The sequence below is a fragment of the Sulfurovum aggregans genome, assembly GCF_055385215.1.
The window spans coordinates 1,131,866-1,149,421 of the sequence record NZ_AP042387.1; the positions used below are offsets into that span (position 1 = coordinate 1,131,866).

Below are 17,556 nucleotides of genomic sequence, written 5' to 3' on the forward strand. Positions count from 1 at the left end.
AATTTAATTACAGATATTAAAGGCGTTAAAGAAATGAAAGTCAGTAACCAAGAACAAATAGGGAAATAGTTATTCCTTGGTTGTCTAGGTGTAGTAATAGTACTTAAGAAGTAGCACCATAAAGGCATATTGAATCTTTTTTTTCTCAAAATCACTAGTTAGACCAATTTATACCCTACTCCCCAAACTGGAGAAAAATACTCTTTCTTTCTCTCTGGATCTATCTTCTTTTTGAGACGGTTCATTGCCACATTGATGGTCTTGTCATGAAAATCTACACTGTCATCACCCCACACCTCATCTCTTAAAAAATCTCTATCAAGCGCTTGATGGGGGTTTTTGATGAAAGTGTGTAGCAGTCTGAACTCCAGATTGGTAAGTTCTATAGATTTGCCTTCTATGCTTAGAGTATGTTGATGCATGTCGAGTACCATATCACGGTATTTTACTTTATCACTTGCCTGGGCACCGCTTCTTCTGAGGAGTGCTGATACACGAAGCAGTAACTCTTTAGGCTTAAAAGGTTTGGTCATATAGTCATCACCGCCACGCTTAAAGCCTTCTTCCAAATCACTATCTTTATCTCTCGCTGTAAGGAAGATAACCGGTATATTATACCCCTCTCCTCTTACATGCGCTACAAATTCACTCCCCTCAACATTAGGCAGATTACGATCCACTATCATTAAAGAAGGATTCTCTTCTTCTAAGAACTGCTCTACATTCTCTGTGGAGAGGAAGCCTGAGACTTCATATCCTTCTTTGGAAAGATGATATTCAACTAACTCTAAAATATCTTCTTCATCTTCGATAATTACAATTTCTATATTTTTATTTTCCATAGTACTATAGTAATATTTATTGATAACATTTTGATTACATTAAGAAAGAGGGGGGGGTAAAACAGAAGTCTGAGGACGGGCGGAGATGCCCGTGACAAGAGATTGCAGAGAAAGCTGTATTATGCAGCAAACCCTTTAAGTACAAAGAAAATGATCGCAGAAAGTACTGCTGCCGCAGGTACAGTAATGACCCATGCCGCAACGATCTTCTTGACCATCCCGCGCTTCACATAATTCTCACGCAATGCCCTTTTGAGGCTTTTCACTTTTTTCTTCTGTCTTTTCAAAGACTCCATCAACTCGATTTGTCTTTTGTAATCCTCTTCTGTTTTAAGTTGTGCCAACTCTTCTTTAAGTTTTTCCTGCTTTTCTACTTCGATCTTGAGTTTTTCCTGCTTTTCACCCATCTTCTTGCTGTCAAGCCACTCTCTCAGAAAGCCTACACCAAAAATCGCTCCAACCGCAATATGTGTAGAAGAGACCGGAAGTCCAAGCTGAGAAGCGATGACCACAGTGATCGCTGCTGCCATCATAATAGAAAAAGCTCTCATCTGGTCAAGCTCAGTGATCTCAGAACCTACCGTCTTGATAAGTCTGGGACCGAAAAGTGCCAGACCGATAGAGATACCCACACCACCGACAATCATGACCCACAATGGAATAGCAGCTTTTTTAGCAACAGTAAGGTGAGTCAGTGCATCATTTACTGCAGCCAAAGGTCCTACAGCATTGGCAACATCGTTTGCACCATGTGCAAAACTTAACAATGCTGCTGCAAAAATAAGGGGTATCGTAAAAAGAATATTAAGCGCTTCTCTAGAGTTTTCCATACCCATTATTTTTTTAGAAATTTTGGGCTTTACAACAACAAAAGTAATCATCGCACCGATCAAACCAAAGAGTAGAGCTACTATAAAAGTAGGTTTTTTAGTTTGCGGTAGAAAGCTCAATGTATCTACGATCACAGGCCATACTTTTTTAAGCCCTTTTACTGTCAGATAGGTAATAAATGCAGCTGCCATCAAGGAAACAAGAATAGGTACGATCTTCTTTGCAGCTGCAAGTTTATCTTCTTTGTAAAGGATCTGAGACTTGATCACATAAAGGAATATCGCTGCAATCACACCGCCAAGGACAGGAGAGATCACCCATGAAGCTGCGATCTTACCCATCGTCCCCCAGGAAACAATGGCAAAACCACCCGCAGCGATGCCACCGCCAAGTACACCACCGACAATAGAGTGTGTTGTAGAGACAGGTGCCTTAAGCCATGTGGCAAGGTTCAGCCAAAGTGCTGCTGCAAGCAGAGCTGCAGACATGGCATAGACAAAAAGCATCGGATCACCGCCAAATGCAGCAGGATCAATGATCCCTTTTTTGATCGTCCCTACAACATCACCACCAGCGATCAGTGCTCCGGAAGCTTCAAAAATGGAAGCGATCACAATAGCCCCGCCTATAGTCAATGCACCGGAACCTACAGCAGGTCCTACGTTGTTCGCTACATCATTTGCACCGATATTCATTGCCATATAGGCTCCGAATATCGCTGCTAAAACCAAAAATCCGCCATGCGATGCCTGACCTGCAATGCTGCTTGCATAAAAAGCTACAACTACGGCAAAACCTGCACCGAGTATCATCTTTAATGTGTTGTTCATTCTCTATCCTTAAAAAAATTTACAAAGTATAGAAAAAAAGTATTACATTTTTGTTACCAAATTGCAACTGAATCATTTCAATAGTAAAAATGGGGAGAGAAAGAGGAAAAATGGGCATAAGAGCCCATCTTTAGGAGTTTACATGAAATTTTGGATCTGAATTACCAGTTCACTTCCGCTGTCAGCATAACCGCATCTGTTTTGGTATCACTGTTCACTTCTTCATTAAGATAATTTACAATAAATTCTACATTTTTGTTATATTTATAAGCGATACCTGCAATTTTTCTTTCTCTCTCTTCATCCACAAGATCAAGTTCGAAATGGTCATATCTTCCGATAAGATTCCAGTCTTCTGCAAATCTGAATTCACCATTGACCGAATAACCGTTACCTTCTTTATCTACCCCACCGTCTGTTGCTTCTACATATTGTGCCGAGAGAAGGAATTCCGGCTGGTTATAGACTGCGTGCAGACCATACCATACAAAGTCACTTCCTTTCACTTTGTAGTCTGTATTGTACTGACCAAAGAATGAAACATCTGCATAAGTATCTGATTTGTGTACATGTTTTTTACCTGTACCAAGAAGATGACCAGTAAGTCTCCACTCTCCACTAAGACCATTACCATCTTCTATACCATGATAGCCTTCACCATTGAACACACCAAGCTCAGAAGAGAAGTACTCAGTTTTTGTTTTAAAGTTTACACCAAGATCAGCAGAGTTTGTAAAGTGTGCTGCCGTACTGTCTTCCACAAGTACTTTGGAAATAGAACGATAATTCCAACCATGATGCTCTTCATAATCAATCCAAGGTCTGTGCGCCTGGCCAATCTCTACACCAGTATATGGAAGGATGTTGTCCAAGTAAAGGTAAGCATATTTGAGTCTAACAACCCAACTACCACCATCAATATCTGAATCTTGTTTTGTATCCAAAGTAATTCTCATATAATCTTTTGGATTCTCTTTGAAATATGCCTTAACCTGAAGGTAATTTCTTCTTGTTTCAAATTTGTTCGTATCATTCTCACTGTCACTTACAAATCCAAGGTAATGTTTTCCGGAGAATTTAAGTACCGGTGCTTTGGATTTGACCAAAGTTCCTTTTTGAGCAATAGAAGCAACCTCAACTACCTCTTTTTTAGCTGCTTTTTCCGATTCAAGTTTTTCGATCTTTTTCATCATCACGGCCATTTGAGCTTTAAGTGTTGTAAGTTCTGAACTTGTACTTGCACTTGCTGCTGTTGACAACATAGCTATAGCTGCTGTTGAGAGTAGGATTTTTTTCATTTTTTCTTCCTTGTTTTTTTTGATAGCGAAAGTATAAAAAAAAAGGGTTACAAAATGGTTACAGAAGTACCTACTAGTAGGAAATAGGAAATATTGAAACAGTTAGTCTTGTACCAAGCTTATCAGTTCTCAGGATAGAGATTGAACTTTGCACCCTTCTCTGCTAAAAAAGCTTCCATCTTTTTCTGACCCAGTTTTTTAGCATAATCTTTGGCACTCATACCGCTTGCATCTGTCACATCGATATTCGCACCATTTTCAAGCAAAAGTTCCACCATCTCTATATCTCCGAAACAGGATGCGAGCTGCACAGGAAGGATACCGCTTCTTCTTTTTGTAGTATTGAGGTCTGCACCCTTCTCAATACAAAAGCGTACAATATCTTTTCGCTTGAATTTGATCGCTGTATCCAAAGGGGATACTTTATCAGAATCAACTTCATGAATATCCAGTCCGTACTCCAGAAGCAGTTCAATTGCTTCTATAGAAGCATGTGTCCGGATCGCATAAAAAAGCAATCCTATTTCATCAGGTTCATCGAGCTCATACTCTTCTCCTATGATAACCGGTTTGGAGAGATCTATACCTTCTTCAAGTAAAGACCTCATTTTTACAAGAGAGTCATGCTCCAATGCTTCCAGTAATTCTTTCATTCTCTTCTCCTTGAGGGATCATGTTGCCAAAATGTAACATTTTTTATTTACACTTTGCGTGTTCTTCGGAATAAAATTAAAAAAGGAGTACAGATGAAAATAAGTAAAACACTTAAACAGATCATCAGAAAAGAGGGGAAAAGATCATTGACATCCAGAACTGTTGCCAAACTGAAATCCTCTAAAGAATTCAGTTATCTTGTAGACCCGGATAAAATATAAAATCTGATTTATGAACCAAAAGGGTTCATCCCACCCATCATTCCCATAGCTTGAGACTTTTTATTGTCTTCAACCATTTTATTCACATCATTCATTGCCGAGATAAGTAATATTTGCAATGCTTCTCTATCATCCAAAAGACTCTCATCAATATTCAGGTCGATGATCTCACCGGCACCGTTGGCTCTGATCTCAACAAGACCGCCGCCACTTTTTGCAGTAAGCTCGATATTTTTAGCCTGTTCCTGAAGCTCTTTTGCTTTCTCCTGCATCTGCTCCATGAGCTTTCCCATGTTACCGAGATCCAATCCTTCAAACATTATTCAAGTCCTTCAAACTCTTGTGCGATACCGTTGTCATCATCCAAAATAACGATCTTCGGCTGATGCCTGTCTGCTTCTTCTTCACTCATACTTGCATAGGCGATAATAATAATCTTGTCACCTTTATGCACTTTTCTTGCTGCTGCCCCGTTCAGGCAGATATCCCCTTTGCCTCTTTCTCCGGAGATAATATAGGTAGAAAAACGTTCACCATTATTGATATTTACAATATCTATTTTCTGTCCAATACGCATATTGGCAACATCCAAAAGATTTTGATCTATAGTGATAGATCCAACATAATTCAGATTTGCATCTGTTACAGTAGCTCTATGTAATTTAGAATAAAGCATGGTAATGTTCATAATTGTTCCTATTTATAAATTATCGGGATTATACCAAAATCCTGCATATGTCTATATTATACAGTAATTGTGAAGAAATTGAGAAAATATCTCATTGCAGTACGGGTGTCTCTGTCCACAAAAAACAGAATATCCATGGGAGACAAAAATACCCGCACGGCAGCAGACTATCTTGCCATTTGTGCCGGAGGCACAGGTTCGCCCCACATCTCATCCGGAATCACATACTCCTGTACGACATTCCCGCCGATAATATGTTCATCGATAATTCTGTCTATCTTCTCTTTTGTCAATCCTACATACATTGTATGTCCAGGTTCAACAAGCATTACCGGTCCCTGCTGACAACGGTTAAGACATCCTGTTTGGATAGGCTGTACAGTTCCTATGATACCTTTCATCATCAATGACTGTGCAAGATGTTGAAAAAGCTGCTGGGATTCCGGGTCATTTTGACTTACACAGCTTGGTTTTGGCATCCCGGGAGGTGCTGACTGCTGACACTTAAAAATGTAAAATGCTGGTTGTGGTACGCCATTCATCATGGTTGATCCTTTAATTAAGAGTAATTTACTCCGATATACTTAATGTAATTTTATCGAAAGTTTCTTAATTCCATATTACACTGAATCCTTGATAAATATCAAGCATAAATTTACTTTTTTTCATTATAATCTAATAATAAATTCTATGAGGAATCATCATGCAATATCCTGCTTTTTATGACAAAGTACAACAAATCAAACTTCACGATCCGCTAAGCGACTTTCTGGGTACCATAGAAAACGGTGATCTGGAGATCAGCTATCTTGACTGTGTAAAACTGGCAGGGCACTCCTGCCCTACAGTAGCAGGAGCATACCTTATGGCACTCAAAGGACTTGAAATACTTTATAATGATACATTACCTCAAAGAGGTTCCATACAAGTATCGATGAGAGATGGGGAAACAGAAGGTGTAACAGGAGTAATCTGTAATGTTATCTCTTTCATCGCAGGGGCGAATGGTGCCAGTGGCTTTAAAGGGATTAAAGGAATTTTCTCTAGAAACAACCTTGTAAGCTACAATGTGCCTATGGAAGGTGAAGTAAAACTTACCCGTCTTGACACAGATCAAAGTGTCACTCTGAGCTATGACGCCTCCATAATCCCTGCAGATGCAATGATGCAGCCGCTCATGGGAAAATGTATGCAAGGGCTGGCAACACCTGAAGAGAAAAAAGAGTTTGGGAGACTTTGGCAGGCACGTGTTGAAAAAATCTTACTCTCCACAGATCTTTGGGATCAAATGATCACTGTTAAATAAAAGGATATAAAATGATAATTTCACAATTTATGACGCAAGAGCACAGAAACTGTGATACTGAGTTTGCAGCAGCAGAACAGGCAGTAGCAAATGAGAACTGGGCTGAGGCTGAAGAGAAATTCTTGGCTTTTTCCAATGATACATTGAGACATTTTAAAAGAGAAGAGGAAGAGCTGTTCCCTGCATTTGAAGCACAGACAGGAAGCTCTGAAGGACCGACCCAGGTGATGCGTTATGAGCATGAACAGGTAAAGGGCCTCATAGGAAAGCTGGCTGAAGCACTTGAATCTCAAGACAAAGATGCCTATCTTTCTCTTTGTGAATCTATGATGATCCTGCTACAACAGCACAACATGAAAGAGGAACAGATGCTTTATGCTATGTGTGACAGAGTACTCCCCCCGGAAACAAAAGAGTGTACTTTAGAAAATATAAAGAAAGTAGAACTTTGACAAGAATTGAAATGAAGTATAATGAGGCCAGAAATGCCAAATCTTAAAAAAATCGCACTGGATGCAAGAGAATTAGAACATCCTAAACCACTTGAATTTGCTATAAAAGCACTCAGAGAGCTGAATGAAGAAAATTATTTTTATATGATTCATCGTAAGAACCCCATTCCTCTCCTTGATCTTGCAACTGAACAACATTTTCAAGTGCTAAACATAGAAGATGAACAGGGGGATTGGCATATACTCATCTGTAAAAGCCCTGATATCAATTTAAGTGAGCTGCTCAGTGTTTAACCAAAATGGTCTCTCTCTGGATCAGGCTCCTCCTATTTCAGTTGTATTTCGTTTCTTTTTTTCAGGAGCTCTTTTTGGGATACTTTCCGGCATACTTATTCTTTTTTTTCAAACCGCTATTTTTGATCCACACACTATAGAAGCCGTTATCCTCACACATACCTTCACGCTGGGGGTCATGCTCTCTTTTATGTTTGCTGCACTTTTTCAGATGTTACCTGTGATCGCAGGAGTAACACTTTCCTCTCCCATACAAAAAGCCAATTGGGTACAGTACCCTTTTATAGCGGGTGTGATTTCACTGCTTTTTGCATTTCATCTCTCTATGCCTTGGCTCTTTGGGCTTGCATCACTGTTCTTAGGAACAAGCATCCTTCCCATTGTATTTATCATGCTTAAAAACTTACTGAATCTTCAAAGCCACAGTAGCTCTTCAAAAGGGATGCTGATTGCATTACTCTCACTGGGAATTGTCATTCTCATGGCTCTTTACCTCACCGCAACACTGGGAGGATTGATAGATGGAGCCTACTATATACAGATTAAAGTTGCCCATTATTCTTTTGGTCTTTTTGGTTGGATAGCACTGCTTATTATCTCTATTTCATTTCAAGTCATTGAAATGTTTTATGTTACCCCCTCTTATCCAAATCTTGTCAGTCGCTATCTGCCTTTAACTCTTTTATGTTTACTTATTGTCACTTCAATAGTAGGAATTTTTAATTTTGATATATGGATGGTCTCCAATATCCTACTTATTTTACTGCTTGGCGGATATGCCCTGTTGACACTCAAACGATTGACACAAAAAAAGCGTCCACTTTCTGATGCTACTGTCTGGTTTTGGCGTGTGGGACTCAGCGCTTTACTCTTAAGCATGTTTTCAACAGGGATAACACTCTTTGCCGATATAGCTGTCATCAAGACATTAAGCTACATCTTCTTTGCCTCCTTTGCACTGAGCATCGTTTTTGCCATGTTTTACAAGATTGTGCCATTCCTCACATGGTTCCACTTGAGCAGCCAGGGTTACTTCTCAGCCCCTATGATGCATGAGGTTATTCACCCGAAAACAGCTAAAAAACATTTATGGATTCATCTTGTGACAATTGTCAGCTTTGTATTGTCAATCTTTATACCACAACTTATATTTATAGCTGGGGCATTAACCATACTTTCATTTGGTTGGGTCGGATATCAAATCATACATGCACATCTACTTTACAAAAAGATACAGGAAACCGGAAAAAAATTTGATATGGGAAGTATTGGGTAATTCGTAGGGTGCGTTTTCCAACGCACCTTATAATAAAATAAATGAAAATATATTATTTGTAAAATTAAATTTTAATGGTGCGTTAGTACCCCAAGAGCATTTCCTACGGGCACCACGCACCCTGCAAGAGATTATTGTAAATTCAATAACTCTCTTACAACCTCTCTGTCATCAAAAGGATACTTCACCCCTTTGATCTCCTGGTAATCTTCATCACCCTTTCCTAAAATAAGCAGTGCATCGTTACCTTCAAGTCCATCCAGGGCCATCTTTATAGCAAGTCTTCTGTCCGGTGTAGCTGTTACATGATCTTTTCCATATAATCCTACAAGAATATCCTCAAGTATCATTTCAGGTACTTCATCACGTGGATTATCACTCGTCACATAAATTTTCTTTGCAAATTTACCTGCAACAGCACCCATTCGTGGACGTTTTGCTTTATCCCGATTACCTCCAGCACCAAAAACCACAGAAATATCTCTATCTTTAATGCTCTGAAGTACCTGATACATACCATCATCGGTATGTGCAAAATCTACAATAACAAGAGGATCCCGACTTACGACTTCCATACGCCCCGCAACACCGGCAAAGTTTCCGACCACTTCACATACCTCTTCCACCTTTCTGCCTGTCAGCATCACTACAGAACCTACCGCTGCCATCAGGTTGAAAAGATTGAAAAGTCCTACCATAGGAGACTGGAATGTCGCTTCGGTCTGCATATGCTTGATACCTGCTGTGATACCGTGAAGCAGTGAAAATGCCTGTACTTTGAATGTTGCAGGCTCATCAACCCCGTAGCTCTGTGCTCCTACAGGATTATAAGTGATATTTTTAATATCATCTTTATTGAGCAGTTTGGGTGTCTCATCTGCAAAGAAGAGGCTTTTGACACGTCTGTACTCTTCTACTGTACCATGATAGTCTAAATGATCACTCGTTACATTGGTATGTACTTTCAGTATGAACTTCAGCCCTTCTATACGTTTCTGGTCTATAGCATGGGAACTTACTTCCATAATAAAGTAATTACACCCCATATCCATTGTCTGCTTCATATTATGAAGTGTCTCCAGAATAGAAGGTGTCGTCATACTCTTCTCTTCTATACGTTTCTCTTCCGCAAACAGGCCTCTTGTACCCTGAAGGGCAGGTTTCTCCCCCAGATCGAGTAAAAAAGAGTAGATCGCGGCGGTGACCGTTGTTTTTCCGTTCGTACCTGTTACTCCCACTACTTTTATTTTATCAAGTCCCCAAAGTGCAATAAGCTCTTCAGGAGTAATATAGTCTGGAGCAGTACCCAGCTTTTCATAGTAGGCACTGTTCTGTGCGGTTTTTAAAAAAAGTGTATGCGCATCCAATACACTTGTATCATCGGTCAGAAAGCGATAGCCCTCCTGTTCGAAAGGCAGTTTCACTTTTGTATTCCTTTGACAACATTATAAAGTGCAAGAACATCCTGGTCATCACCAAAAAGGCTTGTAGTGGCATCAAGATATCCCAATGCCATTTCATCAAAACCTTCCTTTGCAAGCTGTGATACAAAATCTATAAATTCATCCTTATCCGTAATGACCACTTTGGTTGAGAACATAATGTCTTCAAATGCTTTCTTAAAACTTCCCCTGCTCTTTACAAGGTCCAGGAAATCACTGTATCGTATACCGTCTCCGTACTCTATCTCTTCCTGAAGAGGATTTTCCAAAAGTTCCTGTATCTTGTGTTTTGAACTGTCCAGAGAGTCTATAAGACTGTCAATAATATCAGCAGCATTCTCTTTTTCTGTTTTGATTATTTGATAGTAGTCAAACAGTGCCTGTGCCTCTTCACCGCTCTCTGCACCCAGATCACTTAAATAAACACCTATTCTTGCTTCATCCAGAAAAGGGTAATCCTTCAAAATAAGCCCGTAACTTCTTAAAGCATTTTTATAATCCCCTTTAAGGAATTCACCTTCTGCTCTTTGCAATAATAAATCTTGACTAATTTTACTCATCTTAACCTAATTGATCCAATTTGTCTTCCCAGCCTTGAGGGACATTCATCACAGTTAATTCCGGGTGTATCAATGTTTTAAGCTGCTTTTCAACACCGAACTTCAATGTAGTGCCACTGCTGCTGCATCCTACACAGGCTCCTTGAAGCTGTACATATACTACACCATTCCTGATCGCAATCAACTCAATGTCTCCGCCATCCAATTTGATCGACGGTCTTACTTTCTCTATGACATTCTCAACGGCCGGCTGCAATTCTTCATCTGTAAACGGGATCAATATTTCTCCTTACAATGACATCGAAACTGATGTCTAATATAGTTTAATTATAACAAAATCATAGTAAAAACTCTGTATAGTACTAGACTTTATAGCTGTTTATACACTAAAAGTGTTATTTTGTCAATGGTACCATTTATCCAAAATCCGGAAACAGTATTCCTCTGATCTTTCTAATGTCTGTCAATGATATTTTTGGTTTAAGTTTGGAAAATTTAGGAAATAGTATTCAAGGCAAAGCCTTGAAATACTGGAGTTTCAATGGTCTGACCGAATTATACCAATTCGATGATCGCCATAGGTGCTGAATCACCTTTTCTCATACGTGTTTTAATAATTCTTGTATATCCACCGTTTCTGTCCGCATACTTAGGTGCGATCTCATTTACGATGGTATTTGTACACTCTTTGTGTTGCAACATTGCAAAAATCGCTCTATGTGCATTAAAATCACCAGCAGATGCTTTAGTAATCAATTTTTCATAGTAGCTTCTAAGCTCTTTGGCTTTCGGCAATGTAGTTTCGATTCTACCCTCTTTTGTCAAAGCAATAGAAAGGTTTTTAAGAAGCGCTGCTCTGTGAGAAGACGTTCTATTTAATTTACGGTAACCATGCTTATGTCTCATGTTCGTCCTTTATTGTCTATAACAACTATGCTTTAAGTTGTTCTATTTTTTTCACAAGATTCGCTCTTGTAACATCTGCGAGTTCAAATTCAGAACCAAATCCATGCTCTACGAGACATTCATTGATCTCATCTAAAGATTTTTTACCAAGGTTTTTGATATTTTTAATCTCATTTTCACTCATCAATACCAATTCACCGAGGAATTTCAATCCTGCCCTGTCAAGTGAGTTGAATGATCTTGCACTGAGTCCAAGACTGTCCACTGTCTGCATGAAAGGTTTGAGTTCACTGTCATCATTGCTTCTTTTAACCGGTGCGGTACTGATATCTACATCAAGTACGCCATTAAATACTGAGAGTTGCTTATTCATCACTTCAAGTGCATTTGTAAAGGCTTCCACCGGACCGATCTGAGCATCTGTTACGATGTCAAAAGTGATCTTTTCAAAGTTCGGGTTATCTTCTACAAGTACAGGTTCGATCTTATAGTTCGCTTTTCTTACCGGTGTAAAGAATGCATCCAGTGCGATCGCGCTCGGATCTACATCATCTCTCAGATCTTCACTCGGTACATAACCGATCCCTTTTGAGATAACGACTGTAAAGTTCACTTCTGCATCTTCATTCAATGTAACAAGCGGAAGATCGCCGTTCACTACTTCGATCTGATCATTGTTCAGATCCTGTGCTGTAACTTCCTTATGTCCGGAGAAACTGTATTTGACTTCAACTCTGTCACTTTCATCTTTGATTTTAAAACGAATGTTCTTAAGGTTGATGATAAACACAGCAACATCTTCATGCATACCTCTAATGTTGTCAAACTCATGTGCAGCACCTTCGATCTTTACAGAAATAGGTGCATATCCGATAGAAGAACCTAGGATCAGTCTTCTTAGCGGATGCGCAAGTGTAACAGCATAACCGCTCTCAAAAGGGTAGGCAATGATCTCAGCACGGTTTGCGCTGATCTCATTCACTTCTACCTCAGTCGGCATAAATGGTGCAACTTTAATTTTTCTCATTAACTAGCCTTTACTTATGTATTATTTAGAGTAAAGCTCGACGATTAGACGCTCTTCAACTGGGATTGCGATTTCTTCTCTTTCTGGAATTCTGGTAAATAGTCCAAAAAGTTTCTCTTTATCCATATCAACCCATTCAACCATACCAGTCTGGTTAGTCAATTCGATTGCTCTAAGGATCTGAGGGTTTGTTTTGCTCTTCTCTCTGATCTCGATCTTCTGACCTGCTTTTACTCTGAATGAAGGAATATCTACTCTTTTCCCGTCAACAAGTACATGTCCGTGATTTACGAATTGTCTGGCAGATGCTCTAGTTGTTGCAAAGCCCATTCTGTAAACTACGTTATCAAGTCTCTGCTCAAGAAGTTGGATAAGGATCGCTCCCGTATTTCCCTCTTTTCTGTTCGCTTCTTTAAAGAGTGCTCTAAATTGTTTCTCAGAAACACCGTACATAAATTTAGCTTTCTGCTTCTCTTGAAGCTGAAGACCGTATTCACTGATCTTTGTTCTTCTCTGTCCATGTTGTCCCGGAGCATATGGTCTTTTCTCCAATGCACTTTTACCAGCGAGTTTTCTCTCACCTTTTAATCCAAGATCAACACCAAGTCTTCTTTCTAGTTTTTCAACTGGACCTCTATATCTTGCCATGCTTATACCCTTCTCTTCTTAGGTGGTCTACAACCGTTGTGAGGAAGTGGTGTAATATCTTTTAAGAATGTTACACGGATACCTTCAGTTGCACCGATCGCTTTAACCGCAGTATCTCTACCTGAACCAGGGCCCTGTACTTTGATCCCTACTTCTTTGATACCGTTCTCTTTTGCTTTTGTCATTGCATCAGCTACAGCCTCTGTCGCTGCAAAAGGAGTTGATTTTTTACTACCTTTGAAACCCAGTGCACCTGCACTGCTCCATGCGATAACATTACCCATTTCATCTGTTACTGTGATTACAGTATTATTGAAAGTTGCAGCTACGTACACTACACCTTTAGCAATACTTTTTTTTGCTTTTTTCTTAGCCATACTTCGCTACTCCTTACGCTGCACCGACAGTTTTACGCTTACCTTTTCTTGTACGCGCATTTGTCTTTGTTTTTTGTCCACGAACTGGAAGTCCTCTTCTGTGTCTGAGACCTCTGTAGCTTCCAAGATCCATAAGTGCTTTGATGTCAAGTGTCACTTTTTTTCTGAGATCACCTTCAACCATAACATTCTCTTGAATATCATTACGGATCGTTGCTGCTTCAGCATCTGTCAGTTCATGTACTCTTTTGTTATAGTCAACACCTGTTCTGTCAAGAATTTTTCTTGAAGTTGTCAAACCGATACCATAAATGTAAGTAAGTGCATACTCCATTCTTTTCTTTTGTGGTAAATCAACACCTGCAATACGTGCCATGTTTATCCTTGTCTCTGTTTATGTTTTGGATTTTTACAAATCACGCGTACGATACCCTTGCGCTTAATGATCTTACAATCATCACACATTTTTTTAACTGATGGTCTAACCTTCATTGGTTACTCCTACGATATTTTTGCACCTGGAATGCTAATTAAGCACTCTTTTGTTGCGTGGATTATTGATGTTCCATAATCCAACCCTTGAGTAATCAGTGCTACTTAATCAAAGATTCTTCACGCAGTTTCCTACTACCCATAGTAATAGGGAGGAGGATTATACCCAAAATAATATTAATGTTGTCTTATATGAAAGAATAGGGAGGAATATATAGAGGGAGATCTAAACGCTGAACGCTCAACGCTCAACGCTAGATTTCTATTTGTATCTGAAAGTGATACGCCCTTTGTCAAGACTGTACGGTGTAAGTTCCACTTTTACCGTATCTCCCGGAAGGATCTTGATATAGTGCATCCTCATCTTGCCTGCAATGTGACAAAGTACGATATGCCCATTATCCAACTCTACCCTGAATGTCGCATTTGGCAATGCTTCAACTACTTTACCGTCAATCTCGATTACATCATCTTTAGCCATTGGATTCCTTTAATGAATTTTCTATTTTACTTCTAAACCGTGAACTGAACATGAAGCTTATGCTTCCGTCAGGATCACCGCTTTACCGTCTACGACTGCAACCTGGTGTTCATAGTGGGCAGTTCTAAGCTGATCTTCACTTATTACCGACCACTTGTCTTCAAGCAGTAGCGGTGTACCACTTTTTTGACATACCATGGGTTCCAAACAAAAAACCATACCGTTCTTTATCTTGGGTCCTTGATTTGGTTTGCCTTCAAGATAGTTGGGTATATTGGGTTCATCATGTGGTTTGGTACCGATACCGTGACCACAATAATCTCTTAATGGAACAAATCCTCTCTCCGTGATGAAGTCCTCAAGAATTTTCGTCAATTCCTTAAAACGCATACCCACTTTGATAGAATCGATCGCATGGTAGAGAGCATCCTTGGAGCAGGCGATAAGTGCTTCATCTTCAGCACTTACTTTACCTACTGCCATTGTAATAGCTGCATCACCATAATAACCGTCTAGTTTTGTCCCGATATCCAAACCTAAGATATCACCCTCTTTGATCACTCTGTCTGTAGGTACACCATGGATACAGACTTCATTCACCGAAGTACATACCGAACCTGTAAATCCGTAAAGACCTTTAAAGGAAGGTTCCGCACCCAGTTCACGAAGGTACTTTTCACCCATTGCATCTATTTCTCGAAGTGTCATACCCGGTTTGATTTCATTTTGAAGATATTGGAGTGTTTTCCCAACGATCTCACCAGCCCGTCTGAGCTTAGCGATCTCGTCAGTTTTTCTGATAGCAATAGCCATTACAGACCCACATTTCCTAATGTATCATATTGATTCATTGTTCTTTGTGCTTCGATCTTTCTCATTGTATCAAGTGCAACTTGAACGATGATCAGTACGGCTACCCCACCAAAATAGAAACTTGCACCCATTTGGCTGATAAGCAAAAATGGTACAGTAGATATGATCGCAAGATATACAGCACCTGAACCGGTCAATCTGCTTGCAACTTCATTCAGGAACTCTTTCGTATGTTCGCCTGGTCTGACACCGGGGATGAATCCTCCCTGTCTTTTCAGATTATCTGCAATATCTTTGGCATTGAATGCAATCGATGCATAAAAGAATGCAAAGAACATTACAAGCAGGAATGTCACCACATTAAAGACAATGCCTCCGGGAGCCAATGCATCAGCAATTGCCGTAACCCATGGCAAAGTACTTGCCTGCAGCATTGTAAGCGGGAACATCAGTACAGCAGAAGCAAAAATAGGAGGAATAACACCTGAAAGGTTTACTTTTACAGGAATATAGTTCATCACTCTCTTTGTCTGGTTCTGCATGATGGTCTTTCTTGAATAAGAGATAGGTACTCTTCTCTCACCAAGTTCTACATAGATAATCGCCAGAATAGTAATCAGCATTATCGCTAAAATACCAAGTACAACCAGGAAGTTCATCTCACCTGCATTTACCGCTCTGATCGTATTCCCGATCGCTGAAGGCAATCCTGAAACAATACCTGCAAAGATGATCAGTGATATACCGTTACCGATACCCTTTTGAGTGATCTGTTCTCCGATCCACATAAGCAGCATTGTACCTGTCAGCATTGAGAATGTTGTCAATACTGTGAACATCATCGGATCGATCATTACCGCACTCTCTCCTGCACGTCCAGTCATGCTTTGAAGTCCCATAGAGACACCAATAGCCTGTACAACCGTAATGAAAATAGTAAAATAACGAATGATCTGCATATACTTTTGCATACCGTCACGCTCTTTTTTCATTTGTCCGAGTCCCGGGAAAGTTGCTGCAAGAAGTTCCATAACGATGGAAGCAGTAATATAAGGCATAATACCTAAGGAGATGATACTTAAACGTTCAACGGCATTACCGGAGAACATATTCATTAGCCCAAGGGCATTGCTTGAGTTGCTGTCAAAGAACTCTTTGATCACATTCAAGTCAACACCTGGTGTTGGGATATAGGCTAAAACTCTGTACGCAAAAAGGAATCCTAATGTAATGAGGATTTTTTGAGTTAAAGCGTTACCCATAATTATTTTCCGCTTGTTGTAACAGCTTCGTCTTTGATCTTAGGTGCAAGATCTTTTGCACTGGCACCAATCAATTTCACTCTTGTTACAGTTTTTTGTAATTTGTGAACTGACTTGATACTCTCAAGAGTAATTTCAGAAAGCTCAGCGATCGCTTTAATCTTTTCAACATTGATCACATACGGCTTTTCAATTTTAGATGTGAAACCGATTTTAGGCAATCTTTTGTAAAGTGGCATTTGACCACCTTCAAAACCTCTTTTTTTGCTGTAACCAGATCTTGCTTTCTGACCTTTGTTACCGCGTCCGGCTGTTTTACCTGTTCCTGAACCTTGACCACGTCCAACTCTTTTTCTGTTGCGAGTTGACCCTGGAGCTGGTTGTAAATTATGTAAACCCATACTTTACCCCTTACGCTTTAATTCTGGTAAGTGCTTGGATTGTTGCTCTTACCAGGTTATTTGGGTTGTTAGAACCGATTGATTTGCTGAGGACATCCTGGATCCCTGCAAGCTCAAGTACTGGTCTGGCAGCACCACCGGCAATAACACCTGTACCTTCACTCGCTGGTCTCAGCACGATTCTACTTGCGTTGAATTTGTGCTCGATATCATGAGCGATAGTTGTACCTTTGATGTTTACTTTCACAAGGTTTTTGTGTGCATCATCAACCGCTTTTTTAATCGCATCAGGAACTTCTTTGGCTTTACCAAATCCGTATCCAACTGTACCTTTTTTATCACCGATCACTACAAGTGCAGTAAATCTGAATCTTCTACCACCCTTTACAACTTTGGTAACACGGCCAATATTTACGATTACTTCTTCAAATTCTTTTTCTATTTCTTCCATCATG

Annotated in this window: 26 protein-coding genes; 5 read left to right on the plus strand and 21 right to left on the minus strand. The window is 39.8% G+C overall.

Annotation, left to right across the window (positions count from 1 at the left end; genetic code table 11):
* Positions 1-158 precede the first annotated feature (158 nt).
* From ACZ48W_RS05635 to ACZ48W_RS05650, 4 genes are all read right to left on the minus strand, one after another.
* On the minus strand, positions 159-842 hold the full coding sequence (locus ACZ48W_RS05635; RefSeq protein WP_464830394.1) for a response regulator transcription factor: 684 nt from the start codon (positions 840-842) through the stop codon (positions 159-161).
* A gap of 119 nt (positions 843-961) precedes the next feature.
* Positions 962-2,503 (minus strand): inorganic phosphate transporter, encoded by a 1,542-nt coding sequence (locus ACZ48W_RS05640; RefSeq protein WP_464830395.1) that lies wholly within the window; start codon positions 2,501-2,503, stop codon positions 962-964.
* Positions 2,504-2,664: 161 nt separating this feature from the next.
* A complete protein-coding gene (locus tag ACZ48W_RS05645; protein WP_464830396.1) occupies positions 2,665-3,801 on the minus strand; it encodes a hypothetical protein in 1,137 nt (378 codons plus the stop codon).
* A gap of 122 nt (positions 3,802-3,923) precedes the next feature.
* A complete protein-coding gene (locus ACZ48W_RS05650) occupies positions 3,924-4,454 on the minus strand; it encodes an ankyrin repeat domain-containing protein (RefSeq protein WP_464830397.1) in 531 nt (176 codons plus the stop codon).
* A gap of 93 nt (positions 4,455-4,547) precedes the next feature.
* On the opposite strand from ACZ48W_RS05650, the gene ACZ48W_RS05655 reads away from it, so the two are divergent.
* Positions 4,548-4,676 (plus strand): hypothetical protein, encoded by a 129-nt coding sequence (locus tag ACZ48W_RS05655; RefSeq protein ID WP_464830398.1) that lies wholly within the window; start codon positions 4,548-4,550, stop codon positions 4,674-4,676.
* A gap of 8 nt (positions 4,677-4,684) precedes the next feature.
* On the opposite strand, the gene ACZ48W_RS05660 is transcribed toward ACZ48W_RS05655, so the two are convergent.
* From ACZ48W_RS05660 to ACZ48W_RS05670, 3 genes are all read right to left on the minus strand, one after another.
* The gene (locus ACZ48W_RS05660; protein ID WP_464830399.1) at positions 4,685-4,996 is read right to left on the minus strand and encodes a YbaB/EbfC family nucleoid-associated protein; all 312 of its coding nucleotides are present in this window, start codon (positions 4,994-4,996) and stop codon (positions 4,685-4,687) included.
* Complete coding sequence (gene panD / locus ACZ48W_RS05665) at positions 4,996-5,364, minus strand: aspartate 1-decarboxylase (RefSeq protein WP_464830400.1); 369 nt, start codon at positions 5,362-5,364, stop codon at positions 4,996-4,998. Before panD ends, ACZ48W_RS05660 begins: the two co-directional genes overlap by 1 nt.
* Positions 5,365-5,531: 167 nt before the next feature.
* Positions 5,532-5,909, minus strand: coding sequence for a (2Fe-2S) ferredoxin domain-containing protein (locus tag ACZ48W_RS05670; protein ID WP_464830402.1), 378 nt, complete (start codon positions 5,907-5,909; stop codon positions 5,532-5,534).
* A 158-nt stretch (positions 5,910-6,067) separates the two neighbouring features.
* On the opposite strand from ACZ48W_RS05670, the gene ACZ48W_RS05675 reads away from it, so the two are divergent.
* Genes ACZ48W_RS05675 through ACZ48W_RS05690 form a run of 4 tightly spaced genes read left to right on the plus strand, consistent with a single transcriptional unit; the run spans position 6,068 to position 8,692 of the window.
* Positions 6,068-6,670, plus strand: coding sequence for a hypothetical protein (locus tag ACZ48W_RS05675; RefSeq protein WP_464830403.1), 603 nt, complete (start codon positions 6,068-6,070; stop codon positions 6,668-6,670).
* Between the two features lie 11 nt (positions 6,671-6,681).
* Positions 6,682-7,122, plus strand: a complete 441-nt coding sequence (locus tag ACZ48W_RS05680) for a hemerythrin domain-containing protein (RefSeq protein ID WP_464830404.1) — start codon at positions 6,682-6,684, stop codon at positions 7,120-7,122.
* A 33-nt stretch (positions 7,123-7,155) separates the two neighbouring features.
* Positions 7,156-7,416 carry a DUF2249 domain-containing protein gene (locus tag ACZ48W_RS05685; RefSeq protein ID WP_464830405.1) on the plus strand — a complete coding sequence of 87 codons (261 nt, stop codon included), beginning with the start codon at positions 7,156-7,158 and terminating at the stop codon, positions 7,414-7,416.
* On the plus strand, positions 7,409-8,692 hold the full coding sequence (locus tag ACZ48W_RS05690) for a hypothetical protein (RefSeq protein ID WP_464830406.1): 1,284 nt from the start codon (positions 7,409-7,411) through the stop codon (positions 8,690-8,692). Before ACZ48W_RS05685 ends, ACZ48W_RS05690 begins: the two co-directional genes overlap by 8 nt.
* Before the next feature lie 131 nt (positions 8,693-8,823).
* On the opposite strand, the gene ACZ48W_RS05695 is transcribed toward ACZ48W_RS05690, so the two are convergent.
* The 14 genes from ACZ48W_RS05695 to rpsE form a co-directional block, all read right to left on the minus strand.
* The gene (locus ACZ48W_RS05695; protein ID WP_464830407.1) at positions 8,824-10,116 is read right to left on the minus strand and encodes a UDP-N-acetylmuramoyl-L-alanyl-D-glutamate--2,6-diaminopimelate ligase; all 1,293 of its coding nucleotides are present in this window, start codon (positions 10,114-10,116) and stop codon (positions 8,824-8,826) included.
* Positions 10,113-10,694, minus strand: coding sequence for a hypothetical protein (locus ACZ48W_RS05700; protein WP_464830408.1), 582 nt, complete (start codon positions 10,692-10,694; stop codon positions 10,113-10,115). Before ACZ48W_RS05700 ends, ACZ48W_RS05695 begins: the two co-directional genes overlap by 4 nt.
* A 1-nt stretch (position 10,695) precedes the next feature.
* Positions 10,696-10,974 (minus strand): NifU family protein, encoded by a 279-nt coding sequence (locus ACZ48W_RS05705; RefSeq protein WP_464830410.1) that lies wholly within the window; start codon positions 10,972-10,974, stop codon positions 10,696-10,698.
* A 275-nt stretch (positions 10,975-11,249) separates the two neighbouring features.
* On the minus strand, positions 11,250-11,600 hold the full coding sequence (gene rplQ / locus ACZ48W_RS05710) for a 50S ribosomal protein L17 (protein ID WP_464830411.1): 351 nt from the start codon (positions 11,598-11,600) through the stop codon (positions 11,250-11,252).
* Between the two features lie 25 nt (positions 11,601-11,625).
* Complete coding sequence (locus ACZ48W_RS05715; RefSeq protein ID WP_464830413.1) at positions 11,626-12,627, minus strand: DNA-directed RNA polymerase subunit alpha; 1,002 nt, start codon at positions 12,625-12,627, stop codon at positions 11,626-11,628.
* Between the two features lie 21 nt (positions 12,628-12,648).
* Positions 12,649-13,275, minus strand: a complete 627-nt coding sequence (rpsD, locus tag ACZ48W_RS05720; RefSeq protein WP_464830414.1) for a 30S ribosomal protein S4 — start codon at positions 13,273-13,275, stop codon at positions 12,649-12,651.
* A gap of 2 nt (positions 13,276-13,277) precedes the next feature.
* Positions 13,278-13,652, minus strand: coding sequence for a 30S ribosomal protein S11 (gene rpsK / locus ACZ48W_RS05725; RefSeq protein ID WP_464830415.1), 375 nt, complete (start codon positions 13,650-13,652; stop codon positions 13,278-13,280).
* Between the two features lie 13 nt (positions 13,653-13,665).
* The gene (rpsM, locus tag ACZ48W_RS05730; RefSeq protein WP_223898900.1) at positions 13,666-14,028 is read right to left on the minus strand and encodes a 30S ribosomal protein S13; all 363 of its coding nucleotides are present in this window, start codon (positions 14,026-14,028) and stop codon (positions 13,666-13,668) included.
* A 2-nt stretch (positions 14,029-14,030) separates the two neighbouring features.
* Complete coding sequence (gene rpmJ / locus ACZ48W_RS05735) at positions 14,031-14,144, minus strand: 50S ribosomal protein L36 (protein ID WP_295421135.1); 114 nt, start codon at positions 14,142-14,144, stop codon at positions 14,031-14,033.
* A 262-nt stretch (positions 14,145-14,406) separates the two neighbouring features.
* Positions 14,407-14,625, minus strand: coding sequence for a translation initiation factor IF-1 (gene infA, locus ACZ48W_RS05740; RefSeq protein WP_223891920.1), 219 nt, complete (start codon positions 14,623-14,625; stop codon positions 14,407-14,409).
* 57 nt (positions 14,626-14,682) lie between these two features.
* Positions 14,683-15,438, minus strand: a complete 756-nt coding sequence (map, locus tag ACZ48W_RS05745; RefSeq protein ID WP_464830416.1) for a type I methionyl aminopeptidase — start codon at positions 15,436-15,438, stop codon at positions 14,683-14,685.
* Complete coding sequence (gene secY / locus ACZ48W_RS05750; protein WP_464830417.1) at positions 15,438-16,700, minus strand: preprotein translocase subunit SecY; 1,263 nt, start codon at positions 16,698-16,700, stop codon at positions 15,438-15,440. The genes map and secY overlap by 1 nt, the downstream gene beginning before the upstream one ends.
* Positions 16,701-16,702: 2 nt before the next feature.
* Positions 16,703-17,101, minus strand: a complete 399-nt coding sequence (rplO, locus tag ACZ48W_RS05755; RefSeq protein ID WP_464830418.1) for a 50S ribosomal protein L15 — start codon at positions 17,099-17,101, stop codon at positions 16,703-16,705.
* Between the two features lie 10 nt (positions 17,102-17,111).
* Positions 17,112-17,552, minus strand: coding sequence for a 30S ribosomal protein S5 (rpsE, locus tag ACZ48W_RS05760; protein ID WP_464830419.1), 441 nt, complete (start codon positions 17,550-17,552; stop codon positions 17,112-17,114).
* Positions 17,553-17,556 lie beyond the last annotated feature (4 nt).